We start from the raw sequence: 25,178 nt of genomic DNA, 5'->3' as shown, positions 1-25,178 counted from the left end.
GCCGGACAGGTCGATGTCTCAGCTGACTTGGAAGTACTGGTCACCGATCTCGACGCGCGATCCGCGCGGCACGAGATATCGGCGCCCGGGCTCGCACCGCACCATCGTCGCGTCGGGGCGGCGGATGACGGTGCCGTTGCCGGAGAAGCGGTCGTTGACCCAGAGCTCGCCGTCATGTTGGCCGAACTCGAGGTGGGTCTTCGACACCGACATGCCCGGATCGATGATCTGCACAAGACGGTCGAAGTGCTCGCTCGGTTGCGGCATCGGCCGGCGTCCGATCAGTCCGGTGCCGCACACTTCGAGGTCCTCCCCTGTGCTGAACTGCAGCACGAAGGCGCCGACCGCTGTCGGGGCTCCACCACCGGTGAGGGCGACGTGGGAAGCGTGGGTATGCGCGCCCTGCCTGGACGGACGCGTGGGAGTAACGGGGTGCAGGCGACGGCCCGGTGCGAACGGCGACGACGATTCGATCTCGGTTTCGGCTTCGGCTTCGGCTTCGGGTTCGGGTTCGGGTTCGGGTGACGGTACGGCAACGGGCGGGGCGGACACCCCAGGCTTGCCGAGCACGCCGGGACCGGCCGCAGCGGTGGTCACCGGAATCGAGACAACGGTCGGGCGGGGTCGCAGCGGCTGGATGATCGTCGTGTCGTTCGGACGCGGGTCGTGACGCTTGCGGGTCTTCGGGGTCGCCTTCGTCGAACTGCCGCACTCACCGCAGAACATGGCGCCCGCGCTCAGCGGCGCCCCGCAGATCAGGCAATTCACGAAACGACTCCTTCCTTTCGCCGGTCCCGGCCGGGTTTGGAAACCCGGTCCCCGCTCGGCGTGCCCCGATTCGCAGGTGGAACGGATGCCCTTCCAGCGTAGCGAGCGAACGAGCGCAGCGAAATGAGGGCTCGGAACCGGTCCCTGCGGGTGCGTCCCGCGGCGAGCGCGGACCGCAGGTCTTCGACCATTCTCCAGATCTGGTCAGCGACGCCGTCGCTCGGCCGCCCCGGCGCGAAAACAGCCCGGTCCACCGCGACCGCCGCCGCAACAGGCGGCTCCCCGCCGACCGCCTCGGCCAGTTCGAGGCGGGTCGCGCCGACCGGCACATCGATGCCGAAGTCCACCGCGGTGTCCGCGTATTCGCGCCAGCCGCCGCGCACCCGGTCGAGCGTTGAGCCCCTTCCGCGGCGGAGCCTGCGCCGACGGGCCTTAGCGAGGATCACGACGAGGAACGGGCCGGCGATGACGAGGGCGGCGAGCAGCGTCCAACCGGTGATCGTCAGCACGGTGACGAGCAGCGCCAGCAACGGCGACAGCGGTGCCGGCGGTGTCTCCGCGGCATTCTCGGGAGAGGCGGGATCCCGCTGCTCCGTCACACTCGGAACCAGCGGCGGCACGACGGTCTGCGGTCGCGAGACGATCTGGGGCCGGTCCGGCTGTTTCTCCGGCACGTCGCGCACGGCGGGAGTGGGGTCGATCGTCACCCAGCCCTCCGTTGCCGTCTGGACCTCGATCCAGGCGGATACGTCGGCCCCGTGCACGATCACCGGCGTTTCCGACGCGTCGGCGGATCCGAGCGGCTCGGGGACGAATCCCATGACGACCCTGGCTGGAAACCCCAGCCGCCGCGCCAACAGCGCGGCCGCGACGGCGTACTGTTCGGCGTCCCCGAGCATGGGCTTATCGGTGAAAAGCTGACTGATCCGGTCCAGACCGTGGCCCGACCGGCTCACCGGCTCGTCCTCACCGATGCCGTGACTCACGTAACCATCCGCCTTCAACCCGTCCAGCATGGCCTGCAATTGCACGCCGGGCGGGTCCCCGGCGCGAACGTATCCCGCGAGCGCCCCTTCGACGGAGTCGGGCAGCGCCTCGAGTGCCGGGAGGGCGGCCGTGCCCGGCGTGAGCGTCGCGAGCGACCCGGGAACCAGTGGCACGACCGCGGTGGCCGTGTAGGTGTCGCCGGAGGCGAGTCCCCCGAGGACGGCAGCGGTCCCCGTGCCGTCGTTGTAGTAGAACGCATCGGCCCGGGCCGTGCCGGTCTCCCCGCTGAAGCGGATGCGTTCGAGTTGCCCGGTACCCGGGACCCAGACGCCCGCGTAATCGTCGATGGTCACGTCGATCGACGAGGGGTCGCCGGAGACCCCGCTCTGGTCGAGCCGGTCGGGAAGTCGGGTGAAGAAGTTCGCTGCCCCATCGAGGGAATAGACGATTCCGTTGTAGGAATCGAGGGCCGCGAGTCGCAACCGTCCCCCGGCCGGCAGGCCGGTCACCGACAGCATCACGGCATCGGACCGCCCGGGCTGCAGGTAACTGCGGAATTCACTCAGCGGGCTCGGGTAATCATTCGGGTCGAAGGGCTGCTGCACGCGGGCCCGCACGACATCCCGGGGCACCTGCACAGGGAAGGCCATGGCCGCCGCGGTACCGACCCCGATCGCGAGGGCGGCGATCAGCGCGGCCGAGAGCACCCCGCGGGCCGCGGTGAGCCGGCGACCGGCCCGCGATTCGCGGGTGCGCGCGGACTGCCGGGCACCGGAGAGGCCGAGCAGCGCCCGCCGGCGTGCCGCGCGTTGCCAGAGCAGCCAGAACAGCAGCACGACGAAGAGAGCGAGACCGGTCTCGATCGGCGCGAATCCGACGGTCGGTCCGAGGCCGATCCCGGCGACGTAGAGCGCGATCGGTCCGAGTGCGCCGAGCTCGCCGACCCGTGCCCTGAGGGCGATCGAGAGTCCGGCGACGGTGCTCGACAGGACGAGGATGAGAGCCGGAACCAACAGGGCCTGGTACGAGCCGACGGGGAGCACGATCGTGACGAGCTCCTTCCAGCTCAGTGCGGTCGCCGCGGCGAGGTCTCCGAGCCCGGCGAGGGTCGGCAGGACGCCCCTGGTCGCCTCGCCCGGGATCGCAAGCGGCACTCCGACCAGGAAATACACCGCGATCGTGACGAGCGAGACCAGCCACGCCCGCCAGCGGAACACCATACCGACGATCGCAATTCCCGAACCGAGCAACGCGGTGACGACGACGAGCACCACGAATTCGCGGTTCCCGTAAACCGGCCAGAGAGTCACGGCCGCGACCATCGTCGCGAGCAGCAGCGCCGCCGTGTTCCCGACGACGAAGGCGGCGGATGCGCGGGGCTTCACTCTCCCGGTCACGCGGCAACCCCCTTGGCGAGGCTGTGCTGCAGGTCTTCGAGGAAGCCGATGGTGAGCACGCTGAGCTCGGCGACGCGCCGGAGGCTCGGCACAGACTCTGTCGCGCAGACGACGGCCACGACTTCGACCCCGCCGGGGAAGTGGGTCGCCGCTGCGCGCAGCTCGGCGAGGCTCACCGTTGAGCCGTACACGAGGAAGACGACCGAAATACCGGCGACGGTGTCCGCTGCGGACTGCGCGAGTGCGCCGAGCGGCAGCGCATCCGCCGTGCGATCCACACGGCACAGGTCGTCGAGCAGGCGGGTGATCGTCAGGGTGCTGAGCCTTTCGGCGGCGGGGCGCCGCCGCTTCGTGCCTGCCCGGTTCGGCCGGTGCTGCCCCTGGTCCCGGCCGGCCGCACCCGGGCGGCCGGCGCCGGGTGCAATGGCGCTCGTGACGACGGACACCGTGCGTGCGTCGCGGATCGCCCGCACCCCGAGCGAGCCCGCGACGCTCACGGCGAGTTCGAATTCCTCGTCGTCTGCGTAGTCGTCTGCGGCGAGGCTCAGTGCGACCAGGAGGTGACTGCGCCGGGACGCCTCGTACTGGCGCACCATGAGGCGGCCGGTCTTCGCGGTGCTCTTCCAGTGGATGCTGCGCCGTTCATCCCCCGGAACGTACTCCCGCAGGGCGTGGAACGAGATGTCGAGGTTGGTGAGGTCACGGGTGGGGTTTCCCTCGAGGTCACGGATGAACCCCGTGCTCATACTCGGAATCGGGAGGGTGCGCGGATGCACGAAGAGGTCGACCCGTTCCGCCCAGACGAGTTCCCGGCGCACGAGGCCGACCGGGTCTGCGCGCACCGTCCGCACCGGCCCGATCGGGATGATCCCGCGCCGCACGGTCGGGACGATGAAGACGTCCTCGAAGCTTGCACCCCTCGCGAGCCCGGGCATGGCGAACTCGGCGAGGCCGAGGCCGACGGGAACCTCGACCCCGACGCCAGGCAGCCGGCGGCCGGTCGGGTTGCGCACGATCAGTTCACCGGGAACCCGTTCCCCCACGACGACCCGGTCCACGGGAACCCTGAGCCGAATCTGGTACGCGGTCCGCCCGAAGAGGAAGCCGAATGAAGCCAGGACGAGCGCGAGCCCAGTCCAGCCCAGCACCACGAGTTCGGTCCAGCCGAGCCGGTACCCGGTCGCGAGGGCGACGGCGGCGGATGCGAGCACGCTCCAGCCGAGGATCGTGACGACGGCAGTGGCGAGCCGCCAGGTCCTCGTCAGCAGCGCACCGGTCGCCAGGACCGCACCGACCGAACGCACGAGCAGCACGGCGAGACGACCGTCGGCGGAGTCCTCGCCGACGCCGTTCGGACCTGCGCCGCCCAGATCGCTCACGCGGCCTGCCGGTCTCCCGGCGGAGGCGTCTCGATCAGGATGCGCGCAACGATGCTCGAGGGTGTGACACCGTCGAACTCGGCCTCCGGATCGAGCAGGAGCCGGTGCGCGAGGACCGCCTCTGCGAGCTGTTTCACGTCGTCGGGAATGACATAGTGCCGCCCGTTGGCCGCAGCGAGGGTCTTCGCTGTGCGGATGAGGGCCAGCGCACCGCGAACGCTCGCGCCGAGGCGCACCTCGGTGGTCGTGCGCGTCGCGTCGACCAGGCGGGAGACGTAGTCGTTGATCGAGGGGTCGACGTGGACCGTCCGGGCGAGCGCGGCGAGTTCGACAACCGTCGCGGCAGAGACGACGGCGGGGATGACGACCGCGTGCGCACGCCGTCCGGCACCCTCGAGGATCTGGATCGTCGAGGCGTGGTCGGGATAGCCGATCGAGGCCTTCATGATGAACCGGTCGAGTTGGGCCTCTGGCAGCCGGTAGGTGCCCGCCTGCTCGATCGGGTTCTGGGTGGCGATCACCATGAACGGCTCGGCGACGGGGTGCGTCACCCCGTCCGCGGTGATCTGCTCCTCCTCCATCACCTCGAGCAGCGCCGCCTGGGTCTTCGGGCTCGCGCGGTTGATCTCGTCGGCGAGCACGATGTTCGCGAACACGGGACCGCGGTGGAATTCGAAGGCTCCATTGCGCTGGTCGTAGATGCTGACGCCGGTGATGTCGCCGGGGAGCAGGTCCGGCGTGAACTGGATTCGGTTGCTGGTGCCCTGGACGCTCTGCGCGATCGCCCGGGCGAGGCTCGTCTTGCCGGTGCCAGGCACGTCTTCAAGCAGCAGGTGACCGCCGCTGAGCAGCGCGGTGAAAGCCATCCGGATGACGTGGTGCTTGCCGAGCAGCACCCGCTCGACCCCGGAGACGAGCCGTTCGAAGACCTCGGCGAATTGCGCGGCCTCCCCTGCGGTCATCGTGGCGGCGGCCGCCTGCTCGGTCGAGTTCGTCGGGGCATTCATCGGGCCGGTCCTTGGGATAGTCATCTCAGTGTCTTTCGGGTCTTCATCGGAACAGTCTCAACAGTCTCATCGATCTCATCGGTCGTAGTTGTACACCGGGTTGCCCGCGCCGAGCCCGAGGTCGACGGAAACAGTGAGGCGGGCCGTGCCTGCTGCTGCAGGAGCGGCGAGAGTGCAGCTCGTTGGGCCGCCAGGCACGGGCGCCGCACCCGGGTCCGTCGGCACCGAACAGCTGTATCCGGTGGTGTGGCTGCCGTTGTTCGGGCCGTTCGTCCAGCCGAATACGCCTGTTGCCGGGTCGTAGGCCAGGCCGGTCACGGCGAGGCTGACGGATGCCGCCGGTGCCGTCATCGTCGCAGACCAGGCCCCACAGGTGCCCCAGGTGGCCGTGGTGTCACACGCGCGCACCTGGTAGCTGAACGGTGCGCCGAAGACCGTCGGGCTCAGCAGCTGGCGTGGCAGGGCGGTCCCGGTGAAGGTCGTGCTCGCGCCGGGGGTCCCCGTCGCGGCGTCGACGGCCCGGACTTCATAGCCCGTGACGCCGGCGCCCGGGCTCACCGGCGTGATCTGCAGGTCGTACGCCGTGTCGTGCATCCCCATCGAGGCTCCCGGGTCGGTGACCGCGCCGGGAGTCGACTGCACCTGAACGGTGGTGACCTGGCTGTTACTGCAGCCGGCCCTGTTGTATCCCCAGACCACGAAGGAGTATGACGCGGTGTCCGAGGTGAGCCCGGTGAAGTCGACGCTCGTGGCGCCTGCTCCGAGAGCCTTGATCTCGGCGACGTTCGCGCCCGTGTGGGGGACGACGACGGTGCCGGGGGCCGGGGACGTGACCGTGCACGCCTGGTTCCCCGTCGGCACCGTACCGTTCGTGAGACGTTGCACGTAGTACCCGCCGACGGGGTCGCCGGAACCGGAGAAGGCATCCCATGCGACGTGGACGGTGCCGGCGGCACCGGCCGATGCGGAGACCGCGCCGGCTGTCGGCGCACCGTATGGCGTGCCCTGGGTCGAAGCGGATGTCCACGCCGAGAGGGCGGGATATGACTCATTACGGGCGCTCACGCTCACCGGAACGTCAGTGCCGTTGGCGAGGCCGTTCACCGTGAGCGAGCACCGGGTGGTCCCGCAGCCAGGACCCGTCGCGCTCACGGCGGGCTGGGTCGTGCCGTTGACTGTGACCAGGTAGTCCGCGATCGGGGAACCCGCACCGTTCGGAACGGGTGCCCAGCTGATCGTCAGGCCACCGTTGAGCGGCGCGGCCGTGAGATTCCCGGGCGCCGCCGGCACGACATCGGACCAGACGGTGTCCGCGAGCGCGGTCGTCGCGCCGAGGCCGAGGCCGTTGCGCGCTGCGACCGAGACCCGGACCGCGTTGGCCCGCCCGTTACCGCCGGTCGGAACCGTGCACGAGGTCGCCTGGCAGGTGGTGGTGCTGATCGCTGCGCCCGTCACGGCAGTCACGAGGGTGATCTCGTAGCCGGTGACGGCGGAGTTGTTCGCGGCGCCGGGGTTGAAGGCGACCGCGAGACGGGTGTCCGAGAACCCGGTCACGGAGAGGCTCGTCACCGGGTCCGGCCGGTCCTGAACCGAGATCCGCACGGTGCCCCAGGCGTACCGGTTCGGGTCGTTCGTCGCGTCGGCGACCTCGTACTCGAGGTTCGTGTCCGCCGCGGCGGCGTTCGCTGCGACCTGCACGCTGAGTGTGCTGTTGTCGGCGCTCGGGGTGATCCTGACTCCGGCGGGGATCCCGGCACCGCCGAGTCCGCGCACGGCGACGACCCGGAGCGGGACCTGTGGGAACGGGTTGGCCGCGCCGTCGTTGGCGAGCACGTCGACGACGGTCGTCTGGGCGCGGGGGGCGATCGCGACATCCGCCGCCGGAATGGCAAGCGGCCGGGTCGACGCGACGACACTCATCTCGATGCGCCCGGCCCGGCCGGGCGTACCGCCGGCCGAGACGCCGATCGTGATGGACCCGTGGCCGCCCTGCCCACCCGAGGCAGGCAGCGTCGTTGTCCTGGCGTGCAGGGTCAGCTGCTGGCCATCGAGGGAGTAGTCGAATCCGGCCGGTTTCGGGTCGAGCACCGCGTACACGAGGGAGGCCTGGTCGTTCGGGTACGGGTAGGAGGTCAGTTTGGACAGGTCGATGACCTTGGTCTGGTCGGGTTCGAAGTCGAGTACGGCGCCGTCGAAGGCCGGTGGCTGGTTCGCCTGCGGCGTCACCGTGATCGGGAGCACGATCGTGGCAGTGTGGCCGGCCGGGTCTCCTGCGCCGGTGCCGTCAGTGACGACGAACGACACCGAGGCCGGACCGTAGTACTGGTCCGCGCTCGTGAAGGCGATGCTCGTGTCCGAGGTGGCGAGGTCTGCACCGTTGGACCGGGTGGCGTGCACGAGGCTCCGGTCGGTGAGGCGCACCTGCTTGCCGCCGACGGCGACGACGTAGTCGTTGATCGGGATGGTGAGGTTAGCGCCGCTCGCGACAGTGAGCGCGGGAACACCCTTCCGCAGTTGCGGCAGGGCGTCGGTGTACCCCGGCACCCAGATGAACGCGAGGGCGGTGATGCTCGCGTCGTCGGGGTTCGCGACCTGGAACGGGATGATCTGGCTCGTGGCGTGCACGGTCACCCGGACGCGCTTGGCGTCTGTGACCCTCGCGGAGTCGGCCCAGGACTCGGGGACGCTCAGCGCCAGGCCGCGCGCCGGCCCGTCGGCGAAGGTCACGTTTGCGAGAACGTCGACGTCGACGGTGCCGCCCGCGAGCACGTCGGAGAGGGTCAAGTGGGTGTCCCTGGCCTCTGGCCTGGCACGCGGGGCATCCGCACGCACGACGACGGTGAGGAAAGTCGAGCTGGTGCCGCCGCGCTCGTTGCTGATCTCGTAGATGAAGCCGAACCGGCCGGGTGTCGCGGGCGCCGTGACCGCGATGGTGTCCCCGGCGATCATGGCCGTGCCGTGGTCGGCCGCGAGGTCGGCCGGGGTGCCGCTCGGTTCGACGCCGCTGATCGTGAGCCGGCCGCCGTCGGGGTCCGAGTCGTTCGCGAGCACGTGCACGGAGACGGTGCTTCCCGGACGCACCACGACGTCGTCGGGGGCCGCGACAGGGTTGCGGGCGCCGTCGAGGCGCGGGCTGATCCCGATCCGCACGGTGCCGATCGCCCGAGCGCCGAGGGCATCGACGACGGCGTAGCTGAACGTGTCGGTCCCTGCGGAGTATTCCCCGGCCTGGTATCGGAACGTGTCCGTCCCGTCCGCGGTGACGGATCCCTTCTCCGGGTTGGTCTCCTGGCCGACGAGCTGGACCGAGTCGCCGTCAGGGTCGATCCCGGTCAGCGGGATCGACACTTCGACGGTGCCGCCGGAGAGCACCCGCGCGGTCACCGTCTTCGGGACGGGAGGATTGTTGGTGCTCGGGTCGGCTTCGCGCACCGAGATGCGCACCTCCGCGTTGGCATACTGGCCGTCGGGGGCATTCACCCGGTACACCGCGGAGTACGTGCCGGGAGTGGTCGGCGCGAGGTAACGCAGCACGGTGCCCGCGGCGAAGAGCAGGCCTGCTCCGGCTGGCAGGCCGGAGGCGAGGACAGGGTCCAGGGTCAGCGAGTCACCGTCCGGCTGTTCGTCGTTCGCGAGGACCGGGATGTCGATGGTGTCGCCGACCCGGACGGTCGCGGTGTCCGCAACGGCGATCGGGGCCTGTTTCTGACCGAGCGCGGGGATTTCGACGACGGTGACGGTGCCTTCGGCATCGGCGAGCCCATTGCTGATCCGATACCCGAAGCTGAGCCCGCCGTCCGGCAGCGGACGGGTCAGGGTGACCCGGAGGATCCGCTGGTCGAGGATCTCGATCCGCATACCGCTCGACGCCGGCACGTTCATCGTCCCTGTGACCAGCAGCACCCCGTTCGCAGGGTCGAAGTCGGTCGCGAGCACGTCGACGAGGGTGGCCTGCTGGCCACGGATGAAGGCCGTGTGGGGAACGGTGACGGGGGTGCTGTTGGCGTCGGCGGCGGGAGCGACGTCGACGCGCACCCTTCCCGTCGCGGTGAGCTGCCCGTCGGTGACCGAGTACTCGATCTCGTGGACCCCCGGCGTGCTGCTCAGGAACCGGAACGCACCGGAGGCGAAGTCGGGGGTGATCGTGGCATCCGGCTTGGCAGGGACGCTCGAAAGTCGCAGCGGCGCCGACCCGCCGCGGGCGTGGTCGAGCGGGGACACCGAGACCTCGGCCCCCGCAGTCGCGAGCACGATGAAGGAGTCCGCGACGATCGGCACGGCGCCGCTCGCGCGCACGGAGACGGTGAGCGAGCCCGTGCCGAGCAGACGGCCGTCGGAGACGCTCAGGCCGACCCGTTTGTCGTCGGCGTTCATGCCGGCATCCGTGAACACGACGGCGCCTGCGGGGGTGAAGCTCAGCAGGTCGGGGCCGGCGGCGGACGCTGCGGCGAGGTAGACCGGGTCGCCGTCGGGGTCGATCCAGTCGCCGAGCACCTGGCTTGTCACCCGGCCGCCTGCCCGCACGGTCGCGTGGGTGGTTCGAACCTGCTCGGGAGCGGAGTTCTCCCCCGGCGCCCGGAGAGTGACGGTGACGGTTGCGGATGCGCTCCCGCCACGGCCGTCATTGATCGTGTACCCGAAGCGGATCTGACCGGTTGCCGCCTCCGCGACGGTGAGCTGCACCTGCTGGTTGTTGCCGACGAGTTCAAGCCGGCCGTCGGTCGCGTCGATCGGTGTGACCGATTCGATCACGAGCACGTCCCCGTTGGGATCGGAGTCGTTGAGGAGCACAGGGAGGGTCACGATCCGGCCGGGCCGGGCTCCGAAGGAGTCGTCCACGGCCACGGGCGGGGCCTGCACCTTGTCGTAGACCGGAGGGGTGTCGTCGCCGTTGGTCTCGATGCGCTGGGTGTCCGGGGCCGTGTCGATCAGGTCGGCCCAGTTGTCGATCAGCTGATTGTCGCGCTGGACCGCCCAGGTGGAACCGTTGTGCGCATCGTTCAGCACGAGCCCGGTGCCGTTGCGCCGGAAGGCGAGTCTGGCGTTGCCGTTGAGCCCGGTGAGGGTCGTCGTCGTGCCGGATTGCGTTCCACGGGAGCCTCCGGACGCTCCAGACGCCGAGCCGCCTGACCCGGCGTCGCCGCAGTCGCGCCAGACCGTTCCGTCCGACCAGGCAGCATAGGCGCACTGTCCGGCGGTGTCCGGGGCCGCCGCGGTACCGTTCCGGCCGCTGACGAGCACGGTCGGGGCGCCGCCGGAGAGTGGGACGGCGACGAGCCCCCGCTCGTGGGCGATCAGCACCCGGGAGCCGGAGAGACTCGGCTGCTGCAGGGCGGGGGCGGTGCCGTCGATGATCAACCCGGACAGGTCGACGTCCCTGCCATCGAGGAACAGGTGCCGCGAGGTCGCGTTGAGCAGCGCCCAGGCGCCGTTCACGCTCGTCAGCTGGTAATCGTCGCCCGGCGATCCGGCGTTGAGCGTCTGGCTCGAGGTGACCGTTCCGCTTCCGGAGGGCGCCTGGGCGAGGGCGCCCGTCGCGGGCGTGAATGAGACCAGGGTTCCGGTGTCGTCGACGCTCACGACCGAGCCGGCGCCGAGGGAGAGCGTCGGCGCGGTCGCCGTGTCGAAACTCGCGAGCCGGCTCGTCGGGGTCTCCCAGACCTCGCCGTTCGAGGCGATCAGGGTGCGGGTTCCAGCGAGGAACACGGCGGGCGCCCGGGGCGGCAGTGCCACGCTGCGCACGATGGTTGCCGTGGCCGGGTCCAGGATATCGAGGGAGCTGTTGCCGGTGTCGAGCACGAGGACCGTCGCTCCGGACTGGAGCACGTCGAGATTTGAGCTCTCGCTCGTCACGACCGTGTTGAGCTCCATCACCGCCGTGTTCGCCCGGCCGACAGCCTGGCGGGTCTCGTTGGTGACCCAGACGGCGGCATCGCCGAGGTCAAGACGCTGGGCGGTGTATCCGCCGGACACGACAGCGGTCGTCACGACGAGGGCGAGGACGAGCGTTCCGCCGAGGGCCGTCGCCCACGCCGAGCGGTGCGCAGCGAACTGGCGGGAGACCCAGAGACGGATCACGAAGCGTCGCCGCCTCGGGTCAGGTCGCCGCGCGCGCTGCCGGTCACTGATCCGCCGGCGTCGACGCACTTCTCGCCGCTCGCGCCCCCGGTGCGCCCGTCCCGGTTCACGGCGACGCTTACGCAGACCCTGGCCTGTCCGTGCGGGTCGACGCTGAACTCAGTGCCCTTCTGGATGCTGCTCTCACCGGTGCGGAGGGTGATCACGTAGCTGTCCCCCTGGGCGATGCCGGGGTCCGCCCAGCCGAACACGACCATACCGTCCCGCAGCTCCCCCGAGACGTTGCTCACGGTCGGCAGCCCTGGCGTCGCCTGGTGCGAGAGCGCCGACGCCGTCACGACGGCGAGTACGACGATGACGACGGATGCCGCAACGAGAGCCCAGACGAGCGCCGAACGCCGCCAACCCCCTTGCACGGAACCCCTGGCTGTGCTGCGGGACGTGCCCCTGGCCGTGCCCACGCTGCCCGCAGTCCCCGCCGAAGCGTCGAAACCGGACGGGCTGCGCGCGCCGGAGGTGTCGGCGAGCGCACCGGCCGCCGAACGGCGCCCTCGCGGCGCCTGATTCACGCGGCGGCGGCGCGGCTCCTGGTAGGCATTGATCGAATTCACGGCCGAGATCCGGGTGCGGTCGTCGTCGTCGACGCCGTTCTCAGCGGCCCAGTCCTCGTCGGCGACTTCGAGCCGGGTGGGGAGGAGACCCAGTTCGCCCTCGACCGACTGCAGCTCCCTGATGAGCTCGAGCACGCTGCCCTGGCGCGACTCTGGCCGCCGGGACATCGCACGCTGGAGGATGAGCTCGAGCCTGCTCGGGACATCCGCCCGGCCGATCGCCGGGACCCTGGCCTTGTTGATGCGGGAGATGAGATGGGCCGAGCTGTTCTCGGCGCCGGGAATCTCGAACGGCGAATGACCGGCGAGGAAGGAGTACAGGGTGGCGCCGAGGGACCAGACCTCGGAGGCGACGGAGCCTGACACCTCGTCGAGGAGGACTTCCGGAGCGGACCAGGGGATGGACAGCCCGACCGCTTCGACGTTTCTGGCTTCGCTCACCGTGGCCGCGATGCCGAAGTCGCCGAGCACGGCGTGCCCGTAGCGGGTGACGAGGATGTTCGAGGGTTTGAGGTCCCTGTGCAGCATGCCGGCCTGGTGCGCGGCCTGGACGGCGTTCGCGATGGTGATGCCGACCTGGAGCACCTCAGGGACGCCGAGTGGCTCCGCGCGGTAGCGCTGGCTGAGCGCGGGAGAGCACTGTTCCATCACGAGGTACGGGCGTCCGTCCGCCGAGACGCCGGCCTGGAACACGGTCAGGATCGACGGGTGCGAGCTCAGCGAGGCCATCAGATTGGCCTCGGCCTGGAACAGCTGCCGGACCTGGTCGTTGACGACCTCGGCGAGGAGCACCTTGACCGCGACCTGTCGGCGCGGAAGGTCCTGCTGGTAGAGGAAGACGTCGGCGAAGCCTCCGGAGCCGAGCACCCGGAGGTAGGAGAACCCCGGCAGGTTCGGGGGCATCGACGGTAATCGTCGCTGCATCGCGGCCTCCCCGTCTCGCTCTCGCCAATGGTCCCTGAACTGGTCCGTGAACGCGCATCGAACGGGTATCACGACTGGCGTCACTCAAGTTTATGCAGTTGCCCCGCACGTGTCCGGGATGCTGCTCCCCCAACTCAGGGGGTGTCGAACTCAGTTCGTGTCGAGATGGACGATGTCGAGCGGGCCGGTGTCGGCGTCCTGCGAGTCGGACGGGCCGCCGGTCCCCACGTCCTCTTCACGTTCTTCGCTGTCTTCGCTGTCTTCGCTGTCTTCGATATCGAGGACGTCGAGGACGATCACCGTCACGTTGTCGCGACCGCCGTTCTCGAGCGCGGCCTCGACGAGCGCCTTCGCCGCGTCGTCCGGGTCCGGGTTCGAGATCAGGAAATGCCGGATGCCGTATGCGGTGAGTTCCTTGGTCAACCCGTCTGAGCAGATCAGGAGGCGCATCCCCGGGTGCACAGGCAGCACACGGTAGTCGGGGACGGGCGCCTCGTGGAACCCGACTGCGCGGGTGATGATATTGCCGTGCGGATGGACATCCGCTTCGTCGCGGGTGATCCGGCCGGCGTCGACGAGTTCCTGCACGACGGAATGGTCGATGGTGATCTGTTCGAGCACACCGGAGGTGAGCAGGTAGACCCGGGAGTCGCCGATGTTGAAGACGACCCACTGGGGAGCGCCGGACACGAGGGTGAGTGCCGCTCCCGTCACCGTGGTCCCTGTGCCCAGGTCGGTCACGCCGACACCGGACGCCATGTCCGTGACCGCGAGGCCGAGTGCCGCGTTGATGGCCGCATTCTGCGGCGAGTCCCGCCCGGCAAGTTCGCCGAGCCGGTGCACGACGGCCGCGCTCGCGACGTCGCCCGCGGAATGCCCGCCCATGCCGTCCGCGACCGCGAAAATGGGCGGCGCGGAGATCAGGCTGTCTTCATTGACTTCGCGGCGATGCCCGGTGTCGGTGAGTGCGGCCCACGCGAGCGAGACCGTTTTCTTCACCGAGGGGAAAGCGACCTCGAATCCGCCTGAGCCTTGACCAATCTGGGTCACGGGTGGTGCCTTCCACGATGTGCTGGGAAATACGGAGCCGACTCGGTGCCGCTCGCCGGGATGATCTCGATGATGTTATCGTCCCCGATGTCTATTCTCGTACCCGGAGGCACAGTTCGGGAATCGCCGGGACGGAGCCGTTCCTTGCGCCCGTCCGCGGAGACCACAATGGTGCCGTTCCGGGAGCCCGCGTCAGTGACGACGATGACGTCCCCAACCTGCCGGATGTCGACGTGGGTCGCGGACACGAGCGAGCCGGCAGAGACGACGGCCACGAGAGTGATGCTCGGTCCGACGGGGATGCGCGGCTGTGCCGGGCGCCTGCCGAGCCGGTATGGACGGTCGAGAGGGAACTCACGGCCGTCGGACAGCCGGAACCGGGCGAGTGGAGGACGGAGGGCCGCGCCGGTCGCGGTGTCCTCGGTGTCATTCTGCGGGCTGCTCACCGTGTCGTCCGCCCCTCGGATCACGGTGTCGTCCGCCCCGCGGAGCACGGTGTCGTCCGCCCCTCGGAGCACGGTGTCGTCCGCCCCTCGGAGCACGGTGTCGTCCGCCCCGCGGATCACCGTGTCGTCCGCCCCGCGGATCACCGTGTCGTCCGGCCTGTGGATCACGGTGTCCTCCGGCAGCCGCATCGCGGTGTCGTCCGTTTCGGCCGGCAGGCCGCCTGGCGACCAGCGCACCGTCCGGCCGACCGCTGTGCCCTGTGCGTTCCCGGTTTCGCTTCCGCCGGGCACTGCGGCGAGCGCCGCCGTGTCCGGGGAACCGATGACGACGCCGGTCACTGCGGAGAAATCGGCGAGGTTCCAGGGCCGGATGCCCTGGTCTGTGAAGCGTCGTGAACCGCCGACCGAAAACACGTCGACGGCGACCGGTCCGCGCACGACGACGGTCACGGCGGACTCATCCGCCGCTGCACGGATCACGAGCGCGAAGGACTCGAGAGCGTCGGAGCCACCGAGCGGCAACAGTCCGACGAGCGCCTCGGCCGAGACGCAGGCGTCTCCGGCCCTGCTCGAGAGCGCCGTGACGAGACCACGGGGCGCGTCGACGGGGACCGCGGCGATGAAGGAGCGGCCGGCCACGAACATCCACTCTCGGCCCATGGGACTCCCTTCGTCCTCGTAGGGTCTTCACCGTATCCCGAGTACGCGGATCCGCCGTTCGGCGCGGGGAGGCCCCACGCACCGCCAAAACCCTCAAAGATATGGAATCCGCAGCGTTTGCCGTGAAAAGCTGCGGAATCGCTTGCCGGGGCAGGGTCTCGCTGGCATAATCGCTGGATGGTCGCAAACGGACGTACCACGCCGGGCAAGCCGGTACCCCTCGATGATGTCTCGAAGAAAATCATTGAGCAATTGCAGGTCGACGGGCGCCGGTCGTACGCGGAGATCGGCAAGGCCGTCGGGCTCAGCGAGGCCGCCGTGCGCCAGCGGGTGCAGAAGCTCACGGATGGCGGGGTCATGCAGGTTGTGGCCGTCACCGACCCGATGCAGCTCGGTTTCTTCCGCCAGGCCATGATCGGCATCCGTGCCTCGGGAGACACCCGGATGCTGGCGGACCTGCTCGCCGCGATGCCGGCCGTTGACTACGTCGTGCTGACGGCAGGCTCCTTCGACATCCTCGTCGAGGTCGTCTGCGAGGACGACGATGAGCTCCTCGACCTGCTCAACTCCCAGATCCGCAACCTCGACGGGGTCAGGTCCACTGAAACATTCGTCTATCTCAAACTCCACAAACAGTTCTACAACTGGGGAACACGGTAAAAAATGACACTCTCAGAACCCTTGCTCGAATCCGTTCCCGCGTCGCCCGCGGTCGTCAGTGCTGACGCAACCGGTGCCGATGCCGCGGCGACGCCGGAGGATGCCGGGCCCACCGTCTACACGGACGCCGAGAACGCGGCCATGCAGCAGAAGGCCAAGGACCACCTCTGGATGCATTTCTCACGCCAGTCGGTCGTCGAATCCGGCGCGGGCGTTCCGATCATCACGAAGGGCCTCGGACACCACATCTGGGACTCGAACGGGAAGAAGTACATCGACGGCCTGAGCGGCCTCTTCACGGTCAATGCAGGACACGGGCGCAAGCGCCTCGCCCAGGCGGCCGCCAAGCAGGCGGAGGAACTCGCGTTCTTCCCGATCTGGTCGTACGCGCACCCGAACGCGATCGAACTGGCCGACCGGCTCGCCTCGTTCGCTCCCGGCGACCTCAACCGCGTCTTCTATTCGACCGGTGGCGGCGAGGCCGTCGAGACCGCGTTCAAGCTCGCCAAGTACTACTGGAAGCTTCAGGGCCGCCCGACCAAGCACAAGGTCATCTCGCGCAACGTCGCCTATCACGGCACCCCGCAGGGAGCCCTCGCGATCACGGGCATCCCCGCGATGAAGGAAATGTTCGAACCGGTCACTCCCGGGGGGCTCCGGGTGCCCAACACGAACTTCTACCGGGCGGACGAGATGGGCTCCGGCTTCGGCGACGACATCGAAAAGTTCGGCCTCTGGGCGGCGAACCGGATCGAGGAGATGATCCAGTTCGAGGGGCCTGAGACGGTCGCGGCCGTGTTCCTCGAGCCCGTGCAGAACTCCGGCGGATGCTTCCCGCCGCCCCCCGGCTACTTCAAGCGCGTGCGCGAGATCTGCGACAAGTACGACGTGCTCCTCGTCGCCGACGAGGTCATCACCGCCTTCGGCCGGATCGGGAACATGTTCGCCTCGACGACCTTCGGCATCGAACCGGACATGATCACCTGCGCGAAGGGCATGACGAGCGGCTACTCACCGATCGGCGCGACGATCGTCTCCGACCGCATCTACGAGCCGTTCAAGCACGGCGACACGACGTTCTATCACGGCTATACCTTCGGCGGGCACCCGGTCTCCTCCGCGGTCGCGCTCGCGAACCTCGACATCTTCGAGGAAGAAGGGCTCAACGAGAACGTCCGCACGAACTCGCCGATCTTCCGCGCCGAGCTCGAGAAGCTGCTCGCGCTGCCGATCGTCGGCGACGTGCGAGGCGCGGGCTACTTCTTCGGGATCGAACTCGTCAAGGACAAGGGCACGAAGGAGACCTTCAGCGACGAGGAATCCGAACGCTTGCTTCGCGGCTACCTGTCCAAGGCGCTCTACTCCGCCGGGCTGTACTGCCGCGCCGACGACCGCGGCGACCCCGTCGTGCAGCTCGCTCCCCCGCTGACCATCGGTCCGTCCGAGTTCCGGGAGATCGGCGACATCCTCTACGGTGTGCTCGCGGAGGCCCCGAAGTACCTGTAGCGAGGAGCCGGCCCGCGCCGGGTCAGCCGGGTTGGCCGGGCCGACCCGGCTCGTCCTCCGGGTCCCAGGCGGGTACCGCGAACGCCCACTCGGGCAGGTGCCCGGCGGAGACGACGGTGAGCAGCAGCCTGGCCATGCCGTATTCCGGGTCGATCGCCAGGGCCTGGTCGATGAAGATCCCGGCGACCGAGCTGCGCCCGAGCGCCCACGACAGCCAGGCGAGCATGCACAGTGGCGCGGGGCGCACCCGTTTCGGGGCTAGCGCGACCAGGGTCTTCAGGAGGTCGATACCGCGTTCGATCCGTTCAGGGTCAGGGCGTTGCGAGACGGATCCGAGCATGAGGTCGCCTGTCTGCGCGAGGCCCCGTGTGGCGCCGGATCCGGCCTGCTCCTCTGCGACGATGTCGTCCATGCTGCGGCCGGTCTCGCGCTGGATCGCGGCATACCGTTCGTTCAGTTCGTGCGTCATCCGCCCGATCTCCTCGCCGAACGCGATCTGCAGCATGACCTGGTCGCGCCGGGCCGGGCTCTTCAGCAGGAACAGAAGGGTTGCGGCCTCTTCGGCCTCGAGAGCGGAGGGGTCCAGTTCGAGCGCGGCCTCCGTTGTCGACACCGGGTCGAGGATGTCCCCGACCATGGCCACGAGTTCGGGCAGGTCAGGCGCGTCGGGAACCTGGGACCCGAGGCATTCGTACCGGGTCAGCCTCCGGGCGCAGTGCTCCCGGAGCGCCAGGTCGACCTTCGGCAGGTCGGCCCGGCTCACGAGGTGCCCGAGTTCACGCCGGGCCTCCGGCGGCAGGTCGCGGTTCACCGGGGACTCCGCGATCTCGGACAGCGGCCGCCCGCCCGCCGGGCAGGCGGGGTCGAGGTAGGAACCCCAGCCGTCTGCGGCGACGCACAGGGAATCCCGGACCAGGAAGCCGGACAGTTCGGCCCGGCGGCCCAGGATTTCCGCGAAGCGCTCACCGGGGATGCCCGGCGCCTCCGCGAACCGTTCGTCGGTGTAGAGGACGGGTACGACGGCATCCACCCCCTCGATCTTGCACAGCGTGCCGACGAGAGTGGTCGCGACGCGGCGGAGGACCGTGCGTGCGAGGTCGGGTTCCGGCAGGTTGAAGCGCAGGGCGCCGCAGGTGCGGTTGCCACGGAAGGCGACGAGGACCACGCTGCGTTCGGGCTGGAACCCGGCGAGCTGTGGCACGAGGGCGAGGAAGTCGTGGGCTTCCTTTGTCTTCACGATGGTCGGTGTCATGCGGACACTCTCCCGGGGCGTTCCCTCCCCGGGTGCGCTCGCTGGGGATCGGTGCATAACTCGCGCAAGGAACGGACCTGTGCATAACTCCCGACGTAGTCTTGGAGCTATGCCCATTTCGACCATCGTGGACGTCCTCCTCGTCCTGCTCCTGCTGGGCTATTTCGTCTCCGGCTACCGCAGCGGCCTGATCGGCAGCCTGAGCGGCATCGCCGGCCTCGTCGCCGGCGGTATCGCCGCATACTTCCTCGTTCCACTCGTCGGAGCCTGGGTGCCTGCAGCGGAGTGGCGCACCGCAGCAACCCTCGCCACCGCCGCCGCCCTCCTGCTCGGCGGTCTGTCGATCGGCGGAACCCTCGGCAGGGTGCTCCGTCCCCGAGCGGCCCGAAAACGGCTGCTCGTCGTCGACCGGGTGTTCGGCGCCGGCATCGCCGTCGTCGTCGCAGCGAGCATCCTGTCGATGCTCGCCTTCAGCATCGGGTCACTCGGGGTGCCGATCCTGTCGCCCGCGATCGCCTCGTCGACGGTGGTGCGGTCGATCGACTCACTCACGCCCGATCCGGTCAAGGCCTTCCTCGCCCAACTGCGTGCGATGGTCGTCACCGAGGGCATCCCGCGGGTCATCGAGGCCTTCAACGGGCCGGTGCCCACGGTTCCCGTCGTCACCGAAACGAGCGCCGAACTGCTCGCCGCGCAGGATTCCGTGCTCAAGATCGTCGGGACGGCATACGCCTGCGGGCAGAACCAGTCCGGGAGCGGCTTCGTCATCGCGCCGGGCCGGGTGCTGACCAATGCGCACGTCGTCGCGGGCGTCTCAGAGCCCGTCGTCGAGTCGGCAGACGGCACGGCCCGCGCGGGAACCGTCGTCTACTTCGACCCGGCGGCAGACCTCGCCGTCATCGCCGTCGCGGGGCTCGGTGCCGAACCCCTCGGCCTCGGTGCAGACCTCGCAACGGGAAGCCTCGCCGTGAGCGACGGCTATCCGTACGGCGGACCGTTCGAAACCGGACCCGCGGAGGTCGTCGCGGTCGCTCCGGCCGTCGTCGGTGACATCTACGGCGACAATCCGACCTCCAGGCCGATCTACACCCTCGCGGCGGACATCCAGCACGGCGAGTCCGGCGGGCCGCTGCTCAATCAGGACGGCAAAGTCGTCGGCGTCGTCTTCGCGAAGTCGACGGTCACCGCCAACATCGGCTACGCCCTCGCAATGGAGTCCGTCACCCCCGTCGCCGCAGAGGCCGCATCGCTCACCGACTCCGTCGAGCCCGGGCACTGCGTCGTCGGCTAGCTCCGCCCGGTCAATGCGAAAATAGGGAAGAACACCGGGGAGCGAGACCGCTCCCCGAGGAGAGGCCACCATGACCATCACCGCTGCCGCCGACGGTTCGGCACTCGGCAACCCGGGACCGGCCGGCTGGGCCTGGTACGTCGACGACTCCTGCTGGGACGCCGGCGGCTGGAAGCACGCCACCAACAACCAGGGCGAGCTCAAGGCCGTTCTCGAGCTCTTCCACGCGACCGCGCACCTCGACGAGGACCTCCTCGTGCTGTGCGACAGCCAGTACGTGATCAACTCGGTGACCAAGTGGATGCGCGGCTGGAAGGCCAAGGGCTGGCGCAAGGCCGACGGCAAGCCGGTGCTGAACCTCGACTTGCTCCAGGAGATCGACGCGGCGCTCGCCGGCCGTCGCTACCGGTTCGAATGGGTCAAGGGACACGCGAACCACCCGCTCAACGAGGCAGCCGATGCCCGGGCACGGGCCGTCTCCGAGGCGTACCAGCGCGGTGGGCCGATCCCGAAGGGTCCCGGGTTCGTGCGCGCGGGCACCCCGGCGGCACCGGCTGCCCAGGCGGTCCCTGCGGTCGGTCCTGCTGCCGGTGCCTCCTCGCGAGAGCAGAAGCCGGCCGTGCGCCGAACCGTTGCGGCTCCGCCGGCGCGCGCGGCGCATCCGGAGTTGTTCTCGTTCGACGACGCTGCAGACCCTGCCGCCGCGCATAAGGTCTCCCTCACGCTCACCTCCGAGCAGCACGCCCGGCTCACCGCACACGCAGCGCGCCTCGGGCTGACGGTTGAGGAGGCGCTCCGCACCCTGATCTAACGGGGTCAGTGGACGGGCAGCCAGCGACCGTGGACGCGCTCAGTGACCTGCCACGTGATCACTCCGGCGCGGACGCGGGTGCCCGCGAGGGTGTGCGCGCTGATTCGGACCGCTGAGGCCGAATCGTCCGCGGTGAAGCGCACGGTCGCGCGCGCCGAGCCCGCCACGACGGCGAGGTCGGACGCCTCGACGGTCGTGAGTTCGGCCGCGGCGGCGGCCGCAGCGGGCAGGACGGAGTCGGGGGCGACCCCGGGTTGCAGGCTGCCGATGGTCATGGTGATCCGGAACGAGGGCATTCCCTCAGCGTAAGCGGGGCTTCAGTCGCCGGGGAACCTGACCTCGACCCTCGCGCGGTCGGCGAGCTCGTCGCCGGAGAGTCCCGTGAGCGCGATGATGACGACGCTCGGGGCGTTCCCCAGCCGGTCGAGCACGGCCCCGACGTCGATCGCCGCATACGGGTCGTCGAGGTCGAGTTCCTCGGGGCGCACGCCGAAGAGGGCATCGGCGTCGTCGACCAGGAGTACGGCGCCCGCATCCTTGACCCGCTCGAACAGGCGGTCGAGCGTCGCATCCGTCTCCTCGGGGGACGAGGCGACGACGCTGTCGAGCCCGACGGTGACGAGGGCCTTGCCGAGCTCGCTCGCAGCGGATGCCGCAGCCGCGGCCTTCGCACCGGTATCCGTGCCGCTGAACACGGCGATCGCCCCCGCACCGGCGAGCTTCACGACGTCGCGGATCGTTCCGAGTTTCGTGACCCGTTCCGTCGTGTCGAGGGTGAATGACGCCATCACCGCGAACGAGACGCGCAAGGGGGTGGAGGACGCCTGCCAGAGCGAGGTGAGCACCTCGGTCGTGAGCGGAGAGGGGGTGAGCCAGACCTGGAGGTTCTCGCTCCCGGTCACGGGAACCGTGAGCACCGGGTGCCGCTCGATCGCGGCCTGGGCGGTGCCGAAGTCGCGGTGGCTCGCCGCGTCGGTGTCCTCGATGTCGGCGGCGAAGGCGCTCACGAGGTAGCGCAATTCCGCGATGACCCGGCTGGGTCCGTGCTGGGCGCTCGCCTCGCGGTAGCTGATCAGGCTGTCGCTGTAGAGGAACAGGTTGATCGAAGACCCTGTGACCCCGGTGCGTGCGACGTCGAGGCTGCGCGCCGTGACGTTCAGTCCGAAGGGCGGCCGGGCGAGCATCGTCTGGAGCGCCACCGTCGTGGCCGCGATCACCTGCCCGTAGTTCGAGAGCGACGACATGGTGACTCCGGCTTCTGGGGCAGTGGACCCGCCACCGATTTCACGCTACTCCGCCTGACCGCGCAGGTCGAGGACTTCTCCTGCCGCTCTATCAGAAACGGATGTCCGAACTCGACACGGTGAGGTCGTGGAGCACGTCGGGTAGCACCTCCACGTTCGCCGCCCGGCCGATGCCGGTCTCGAGCATGCCGCCGCACCACACCGGAACGCCGTGGGCGGCCGCGACGTCGTGGATCCGCCTGGCCTCGAGGTAGCCGGTGCGACCCGTTCGGCGGTGAGGCGTTCGCCGGCCGCGTTGAGCCGCGGGGCGAGGTGGTCGCGGATCACGAGTTCGCAGCCGTCGAGGAACTCCGAACTATAGCGGGGCTCGGCCTCAGCGGCGCATTCGGCCCAGCCCTCGGCATCCGCCGTGCTCACGTGCACGAGGAGGGCCTCGCGCTCGGACACGGAGCCGAAGGAGGTACGGACCGGCCGGACGAGCGGCAGGCGCACCCGGCGCAGTTCAATGTTCTCGATCTTCCTCCTGGTTTCCGCCGTCTCGAACCCCGGCCACGAGCGCCCTCTCCCTGAATCTAACGCCCGGCAGTGCCCGGGCGCTCACCACACCGTGCGAGAGTGCTCCTGCGCGACGACGGCCTCACGGTCGACGAGACGTCGCAGTCCGGCCAGCGGCTGGTTCATGCGGTGGTTGCCGCGGATGCGCGGCTCGACCCGGTCAAGGAAGGCCCAGTAGCCGGCCGTGAATGGGCAGGCATCCTCGCCGAGTCGTTTCTTCGGGTTGAACGGGCAGCCGCCGCAGAAATCGCTCATCGACGAGATGTAGGCGCCGCCCGACGCGTATGGTTTGGTCGCGACGATGCCGCCGTCGGCATGCTGGGACATCCCGACGACGTTGGCCGGCATCACCCACGGTGTGCCGTCCACGAATGCCGCGATGAACCAGTCGTTCAGCTCGCCCGGGTGATAGCCGCGCTGCAGGGCCTGGTTGCCCAGGATCATCAGGCGCTGGATGTGATGGGCCCAGCCGGTGTCGGCGACGGCGTTCAGCACGTGGCTGACACAGGCCGCGCGCACGCCGGAGCCGTCGAGCTCACGGAACGACCGGGGCAGCGGCTCGTGGGCATTGAGGAAATTGCTGCCGCCGACATAGTCGGGTCCGAGGTGCCAGTAGAGGTGCCACACCCAGTCCCGCCAGCCCATCAGCTGACGGACGACGGCCTCGACGCTCTGCAGCGGCGCCGCGCCGCTCGCGTGGGCGGCGACGACCGCATCGATCACCTCCCGCGGGTGCAACAGGCCCAGGTTCAGCGGAACGCTCAACCGGGAGTGCGCCATCGCATCGTCTCCGCGCAGCGACGCGTCCTCGAAGGGACCGAAGTCGTTCAGACGGGTCTCGATGAAGTCGTCGAGGGCGGCCAGGGCTTCGGTCCGGGTCGCGGCGAAGCGTCGCGGTCCGTCCCGGCCAATCAGGGTGATCCGGCCATCCGCCTGCAGCCGGTCGAGGTCGCGGCGCACCTCGGCGTCGATCTCGTCTTCGACCGGGGTCCACGGGTCGGGCAGGCCGAGGCCGACAGCCCCACGGGGTGGCGGGCGGCGGTTGTCGTGGTCGAAGTTGAACCGGCCGCCCTCGGGGTCTGGGCCGCGCATCAGGACGCCGGTCCGGGCGCGCACCGAACGGTAGAACTGCTCGAGCACCAGCCGGGAGGCCGGTCGGCCCGCCGCCCAGTCCGCGAAGTCGGCCTCGCTCGTGACGAAACCCCGACTGGGCAGTACGTCGGCCCCGAGTTCGACCACGAGCGCCCGCGCCCCCCAGCTGGTGGGATCGATCACCTCGAGCGGGCGGCCGGAGAGCACGTCGCGATAGTGCTCCGTGCGCAGGAATTCCACCCGATCGCCGAGTTCCCGTGCCCGGTGCCGCAGCGCGCTGAGGATCAGGTGCGCCTTCGCCCGGTGGTACGGCCGGCGGCCGAGGACCCCGACGGCCTCGACCAGGACGATCGGTCCGCCGTCGTCGAAATGCGGTCCGAGCTGGTCGGCGAACAGGAATCGGGGCACCGGCATGGTGGTGAGTCTAGAGCCGGGCGAACGCATCAGATTCCGCCGGTCGTGCTGTTCGGGGCGGATGCCCAGCCGGCGCCGGTTAGCCTCGGGTATGGGCAGGTTCACGGACAGCTGGCGGTCGCATCTTCTCTCGATGCTGTCCGGAAACTCCGAGGGACGGCCCGCGTGGGTGGAGAAGATGGAACGCGGCGAGGACGCCGGTTTCTTCGGGCCCGAATCGGCCGCGTGGGCGGTGCACGGCGGAATGGCGACGATGGTCGCCGGGATCCGCGCGCTGCTGATGCAGACCCTGCACCCGGGCGCGATGGCCGGGGTGCACGACTGGTCGCGGTACCGGGAGGACCCTCTCGGACGCCTCTCCGGGACGATCCAGTGGCTCGTGACGGTCACCTTCGCCGACACGACCGTCGCCACAGACGAGTCGACGCGAGTGGGGCGCTTCCACGACCGGGTGACGGGCACCTACCTCGATGCGGCGGGAGTCTCGCGACCCTACGCCGCCGGGGACGCCGAGCTGCTCTCCTGGGTGCACATCGTCTTCACGGATGCCTTCCTCGAGTCCCACAAGCTGTGGGGAGGCAGCATCCCGGGCGGCGCGGACGGGTACGTGCGCGAGTGGGCAAAGGCCGGCGAGCTGGTGGGAGTGCAGGACCCGCCGCGGTCGGCGGCGGAACTCGCCGCCCAGTTGGCCGCCTTCACGGATGCCGGGGTGCTCAAGAGCGACGAGCGCGTCGCCGAGGCGGTGCGTTTCATCCGAAATCCGCCGCTGCGGCGCGGGATGCTGCCGTTCTACCGGGTGATGTTCGCCGGTGCGGTCGCCTCGCTCCCCCGCGAGTACCGGCGGCTGCTCGGGCTTCGCCGTTCGGTGTTCCCCGTCGTGTGGGCGACGGGGGCGGTTCTCGGGATCGTGCAGATGCTGCTCGGCGCGTCGTCGACGTCCGAGGACGCGGCCCGGACCCGCCTCGACCGCATCGCCCGTGCTCGCCTCGCGCCAGAGCCCGACGCTGAGGTGTCGCAGATCGACCTTCCCGGGCCGAGTTAACGTC

At 69.7% G+C, this 25,178-nt stretch carries 16 protein-coding genes and 1 pseudogene; 5 read left to right on the top strand and 12 right to left on the bottom strand.

The genetic code is table 11. From position 1 onward, the window contains the following. Positions 1-18 precede the first annotated feature (18 nt). From RCH22_RS01330 to RCH22_RS01295, 8 genes are all read right to left on the bottom strand, one after another. Entirely contained in the window at positions 19-768 is a 750-nt protein-coding gene (locus RCH22_RS01330) for an FHA domain-containing protein (RefSeq protein ID WP_327012529.1), read from the bottom strand. Then, on the bottom strand, positions 765-3,152 hold the full coding sequence (locus tag RCH22_RS01325) for a transglutaminase domain-containing protein (protein ID WP_327012528.1): 2,388 nt from the start codon (positions 3,150-3,152) through the stop codon (positions 765-767). Before RCH22_RS01325 ends, RCH22_RS01330 begins: the two co-directional genes overlap by 4 nt. After that, positions 3,149-4,531, bottom strand: coding sequence for a DUF58 domain-containing protein (locus tag RCH22_RS01320; protein ID WP_327012527.1), 1,383 nt, complete (start codon positions 4,529-4,531; stop codon positions 3,149-3,151). The genes RCH22_RS01325 and RCH22_RS01320 overlap by 4 nt, the downstream gene beginning before the upstream one ends. Next, positions 4,528-5,538: a MoxR family ATPase gene (locus tag RCH22_RS01315; RefSeq protein ID WP_327012526.1), complete on the bottom strand. Its 1,011-nt coding sequence runs from the start codon at positions 5,536-5,538 to the stop codon at positions 4,528-4,530. The genes RCH22_RS01320 and RCH22_RS01315 overlap by 4 nt, the downstream gene beginning before the upstream one ends. Before the next feature lie 75 nt (positions 5,539-5,613). Continuing rightward, the gene (locus RCH22_RS01310) at positions 5,614-11,616 is read right to left on the bottom strand and encodes an Ig-like domain-containing protein (RefSeq protein ID WP_327012525.1); all 6,003 of its coding nucleotides are present in this window, start codon (positions 11,614-11,616) and stop codon (positions 5,614-5,616) included. Continuing rightward, positions 11,613-13,151, bottom strand: a complete 1,539-nt coding sequence (locus RCH22_RS01305) for a serine/threonine-protein kinase (RefSeq protein WP_327012524.1) — start codon at positions 13,149-13,151, stop codon at positions 11,613-11,615. Before RCH22_RS01305 ends, RCH22_RS01310 begins: the two co-directional genes overlap by 4 nt. A gap of 150 nt (positions 13,152-13,301) precedes the next feature. After that, a complete protein-coding gene (locus tag RCH22_RS01300; protein ID WP_327015426.1) occupies positions 13,302-14,192 on the bottom strand; it encodes a protein phosphatase 2C domain-containing protein in 891 nt (296 codons plus the stop codon). A 5-nt stretch (positions 14,193-14,197) separates the two neighbouring features. Next, complete coding sequence (locus tag RCH22_RS01295; RefSeq protein WP_327012523.1) at positions 14,198-15,307, bottom strand: FHA domain-containing protein; 1,110 nt, start codon at positions 15,305-15,307, stop codon at positions 14,198-14,200. Positions 15,308-15,484: 177 nt separating this feature from the next. Between RCH22_RS01295 and RCH22_RS01290 the strand changes: the two genes are divergently transcribed. Both RCH22_RS01290 and RCH22_RS01285 read left to right on the top strand, forming a co-directional pair. Then, positions 15,485-15,967: an Lrp/AsnC family transcriptional regulator gene (locus RCH22_RS01290; protein ID WP_327012522.1), complete on the top strand. Its 483-nt coding sequence runs from the start codon at positions 15,485-15,487 to the stop codon at positions 15,965-15,967. Positions 15,968-15,970: 3 nt separating this feature from the next. Next, a complete protein-coding gene (locus tag RCH22_RS01285) occupies positions 15,971-17,473 on the top strand; it encodes an aspartate aminotransferase family protein (protein ID WP_327012521.1) in 1,503 nt (500 codons plus the stop codon). Between the two features lie 22 nt (positions 17,474-17,495). Here the strand turns inward: RCH22_RS01285 and RCH22_RS01280 are convergent, their stop codons facing one another. Continuing rightward, positions 17,496-18,725 (bottom strand): DUF4192 domain-containing protein, encoded by a 1,230-nt coding sequence (locus RCH22_RS01280; RefSeq protein ID WP_327012520.1) that lies wholly within the window; start codon positions 18,723-18,725, stop codon positions 17,496-17,498. Positions 18,726-18,834: 109 nt separating this feature from the next. On the opposite strand from RCH22_RS01280, the gene RCH22_RS01275 reads away from it, so the two are divergent. Continuing rightward, entirely contained in the window at positions 18,835-20,016 is a 1,182-nt protein-coding gene (locus RCH22_RS01275) for a MarP family serine protease (RefSeq protein ID WP_327012519.1), read from the top strand. Between the two features lie 70 nt (positions 20,017-20,086). Beyond that, a pseudogene (locus RCH22_RS01270) lies at positions 20,087-20,542 on the top strand (RNase H family protein); the annotation flags it as partial. A 290-nt stretch (positions 20,543-20,832) separates the two neighbouring features. Here the strand turns inward: RCH22_RS01270 and RCH22_RS01265 are convergent. From RCH22_RS01265 to RCH22_RS01255, 3 genes are all read right to left on the bottom strand, one after another. Beyond that, positions 20,833-21,123 (bottom strand): hypothetical protein, encoded by a 291-nt coding sequence (locus RCH22_RS01265; RefSeq protein WP_327012518.1) that lies wholly within the window; start codon positions 21,121-21,123, stop codon positions 20,833-20,835. Positions 21,124-21,144: 21 nt separating this feature from the next. Continuing rightward, positions 21,145-22,071, bottom strand: a complete 927-nt coding sequence (locus RCH22_RS01260; protein ID WP_327012517.1) for a Pvc16 family protein — start codon at positions 22,069-22,071, stop codon at positions 21,145-21,147. A gap of 597 nt (positions 22,072-22,668) precedes the next feature. Then, a complete protein-coding gene (locus tag RCH22_RS01255; RefSeq protein ID WP_327012516.1) occupies positions 22,669-24,132 on the bottom strand; it encodes a cryptochrome/photolyase family protein in 1,464 nt (487 codons plus the stop codon). Between the two features lie 91 nt (positions 24,133-24,223). Between RCH22_RS01255 and RCH22_RS01250 the strand changes: the two genes are divergently transcribed. Then, a complete protein-coding gene (locus tag RCH22_RS01250; RefSeq protein ID WP_327012515.1) occupies positions 24,224-25,174 on the top strand; it encodes an oxygenase MpaB family protein in 951 nt (316 codons plus the stop codon). Positions 25,175-25,178: the final 4 nt, after the last annotated feature.

The organism is Cryobacterium sp. GrIS_2_6, from assembly GCF_035984545.1.
GTDB lineage: Bacteria > Actinomycetota > Actinomycetes > Actinomycetales > Microbacteriaceae > Cryobacterium.
This window is presented reverse-complemented; position numbering and strand designations above follow the sequence as displayed.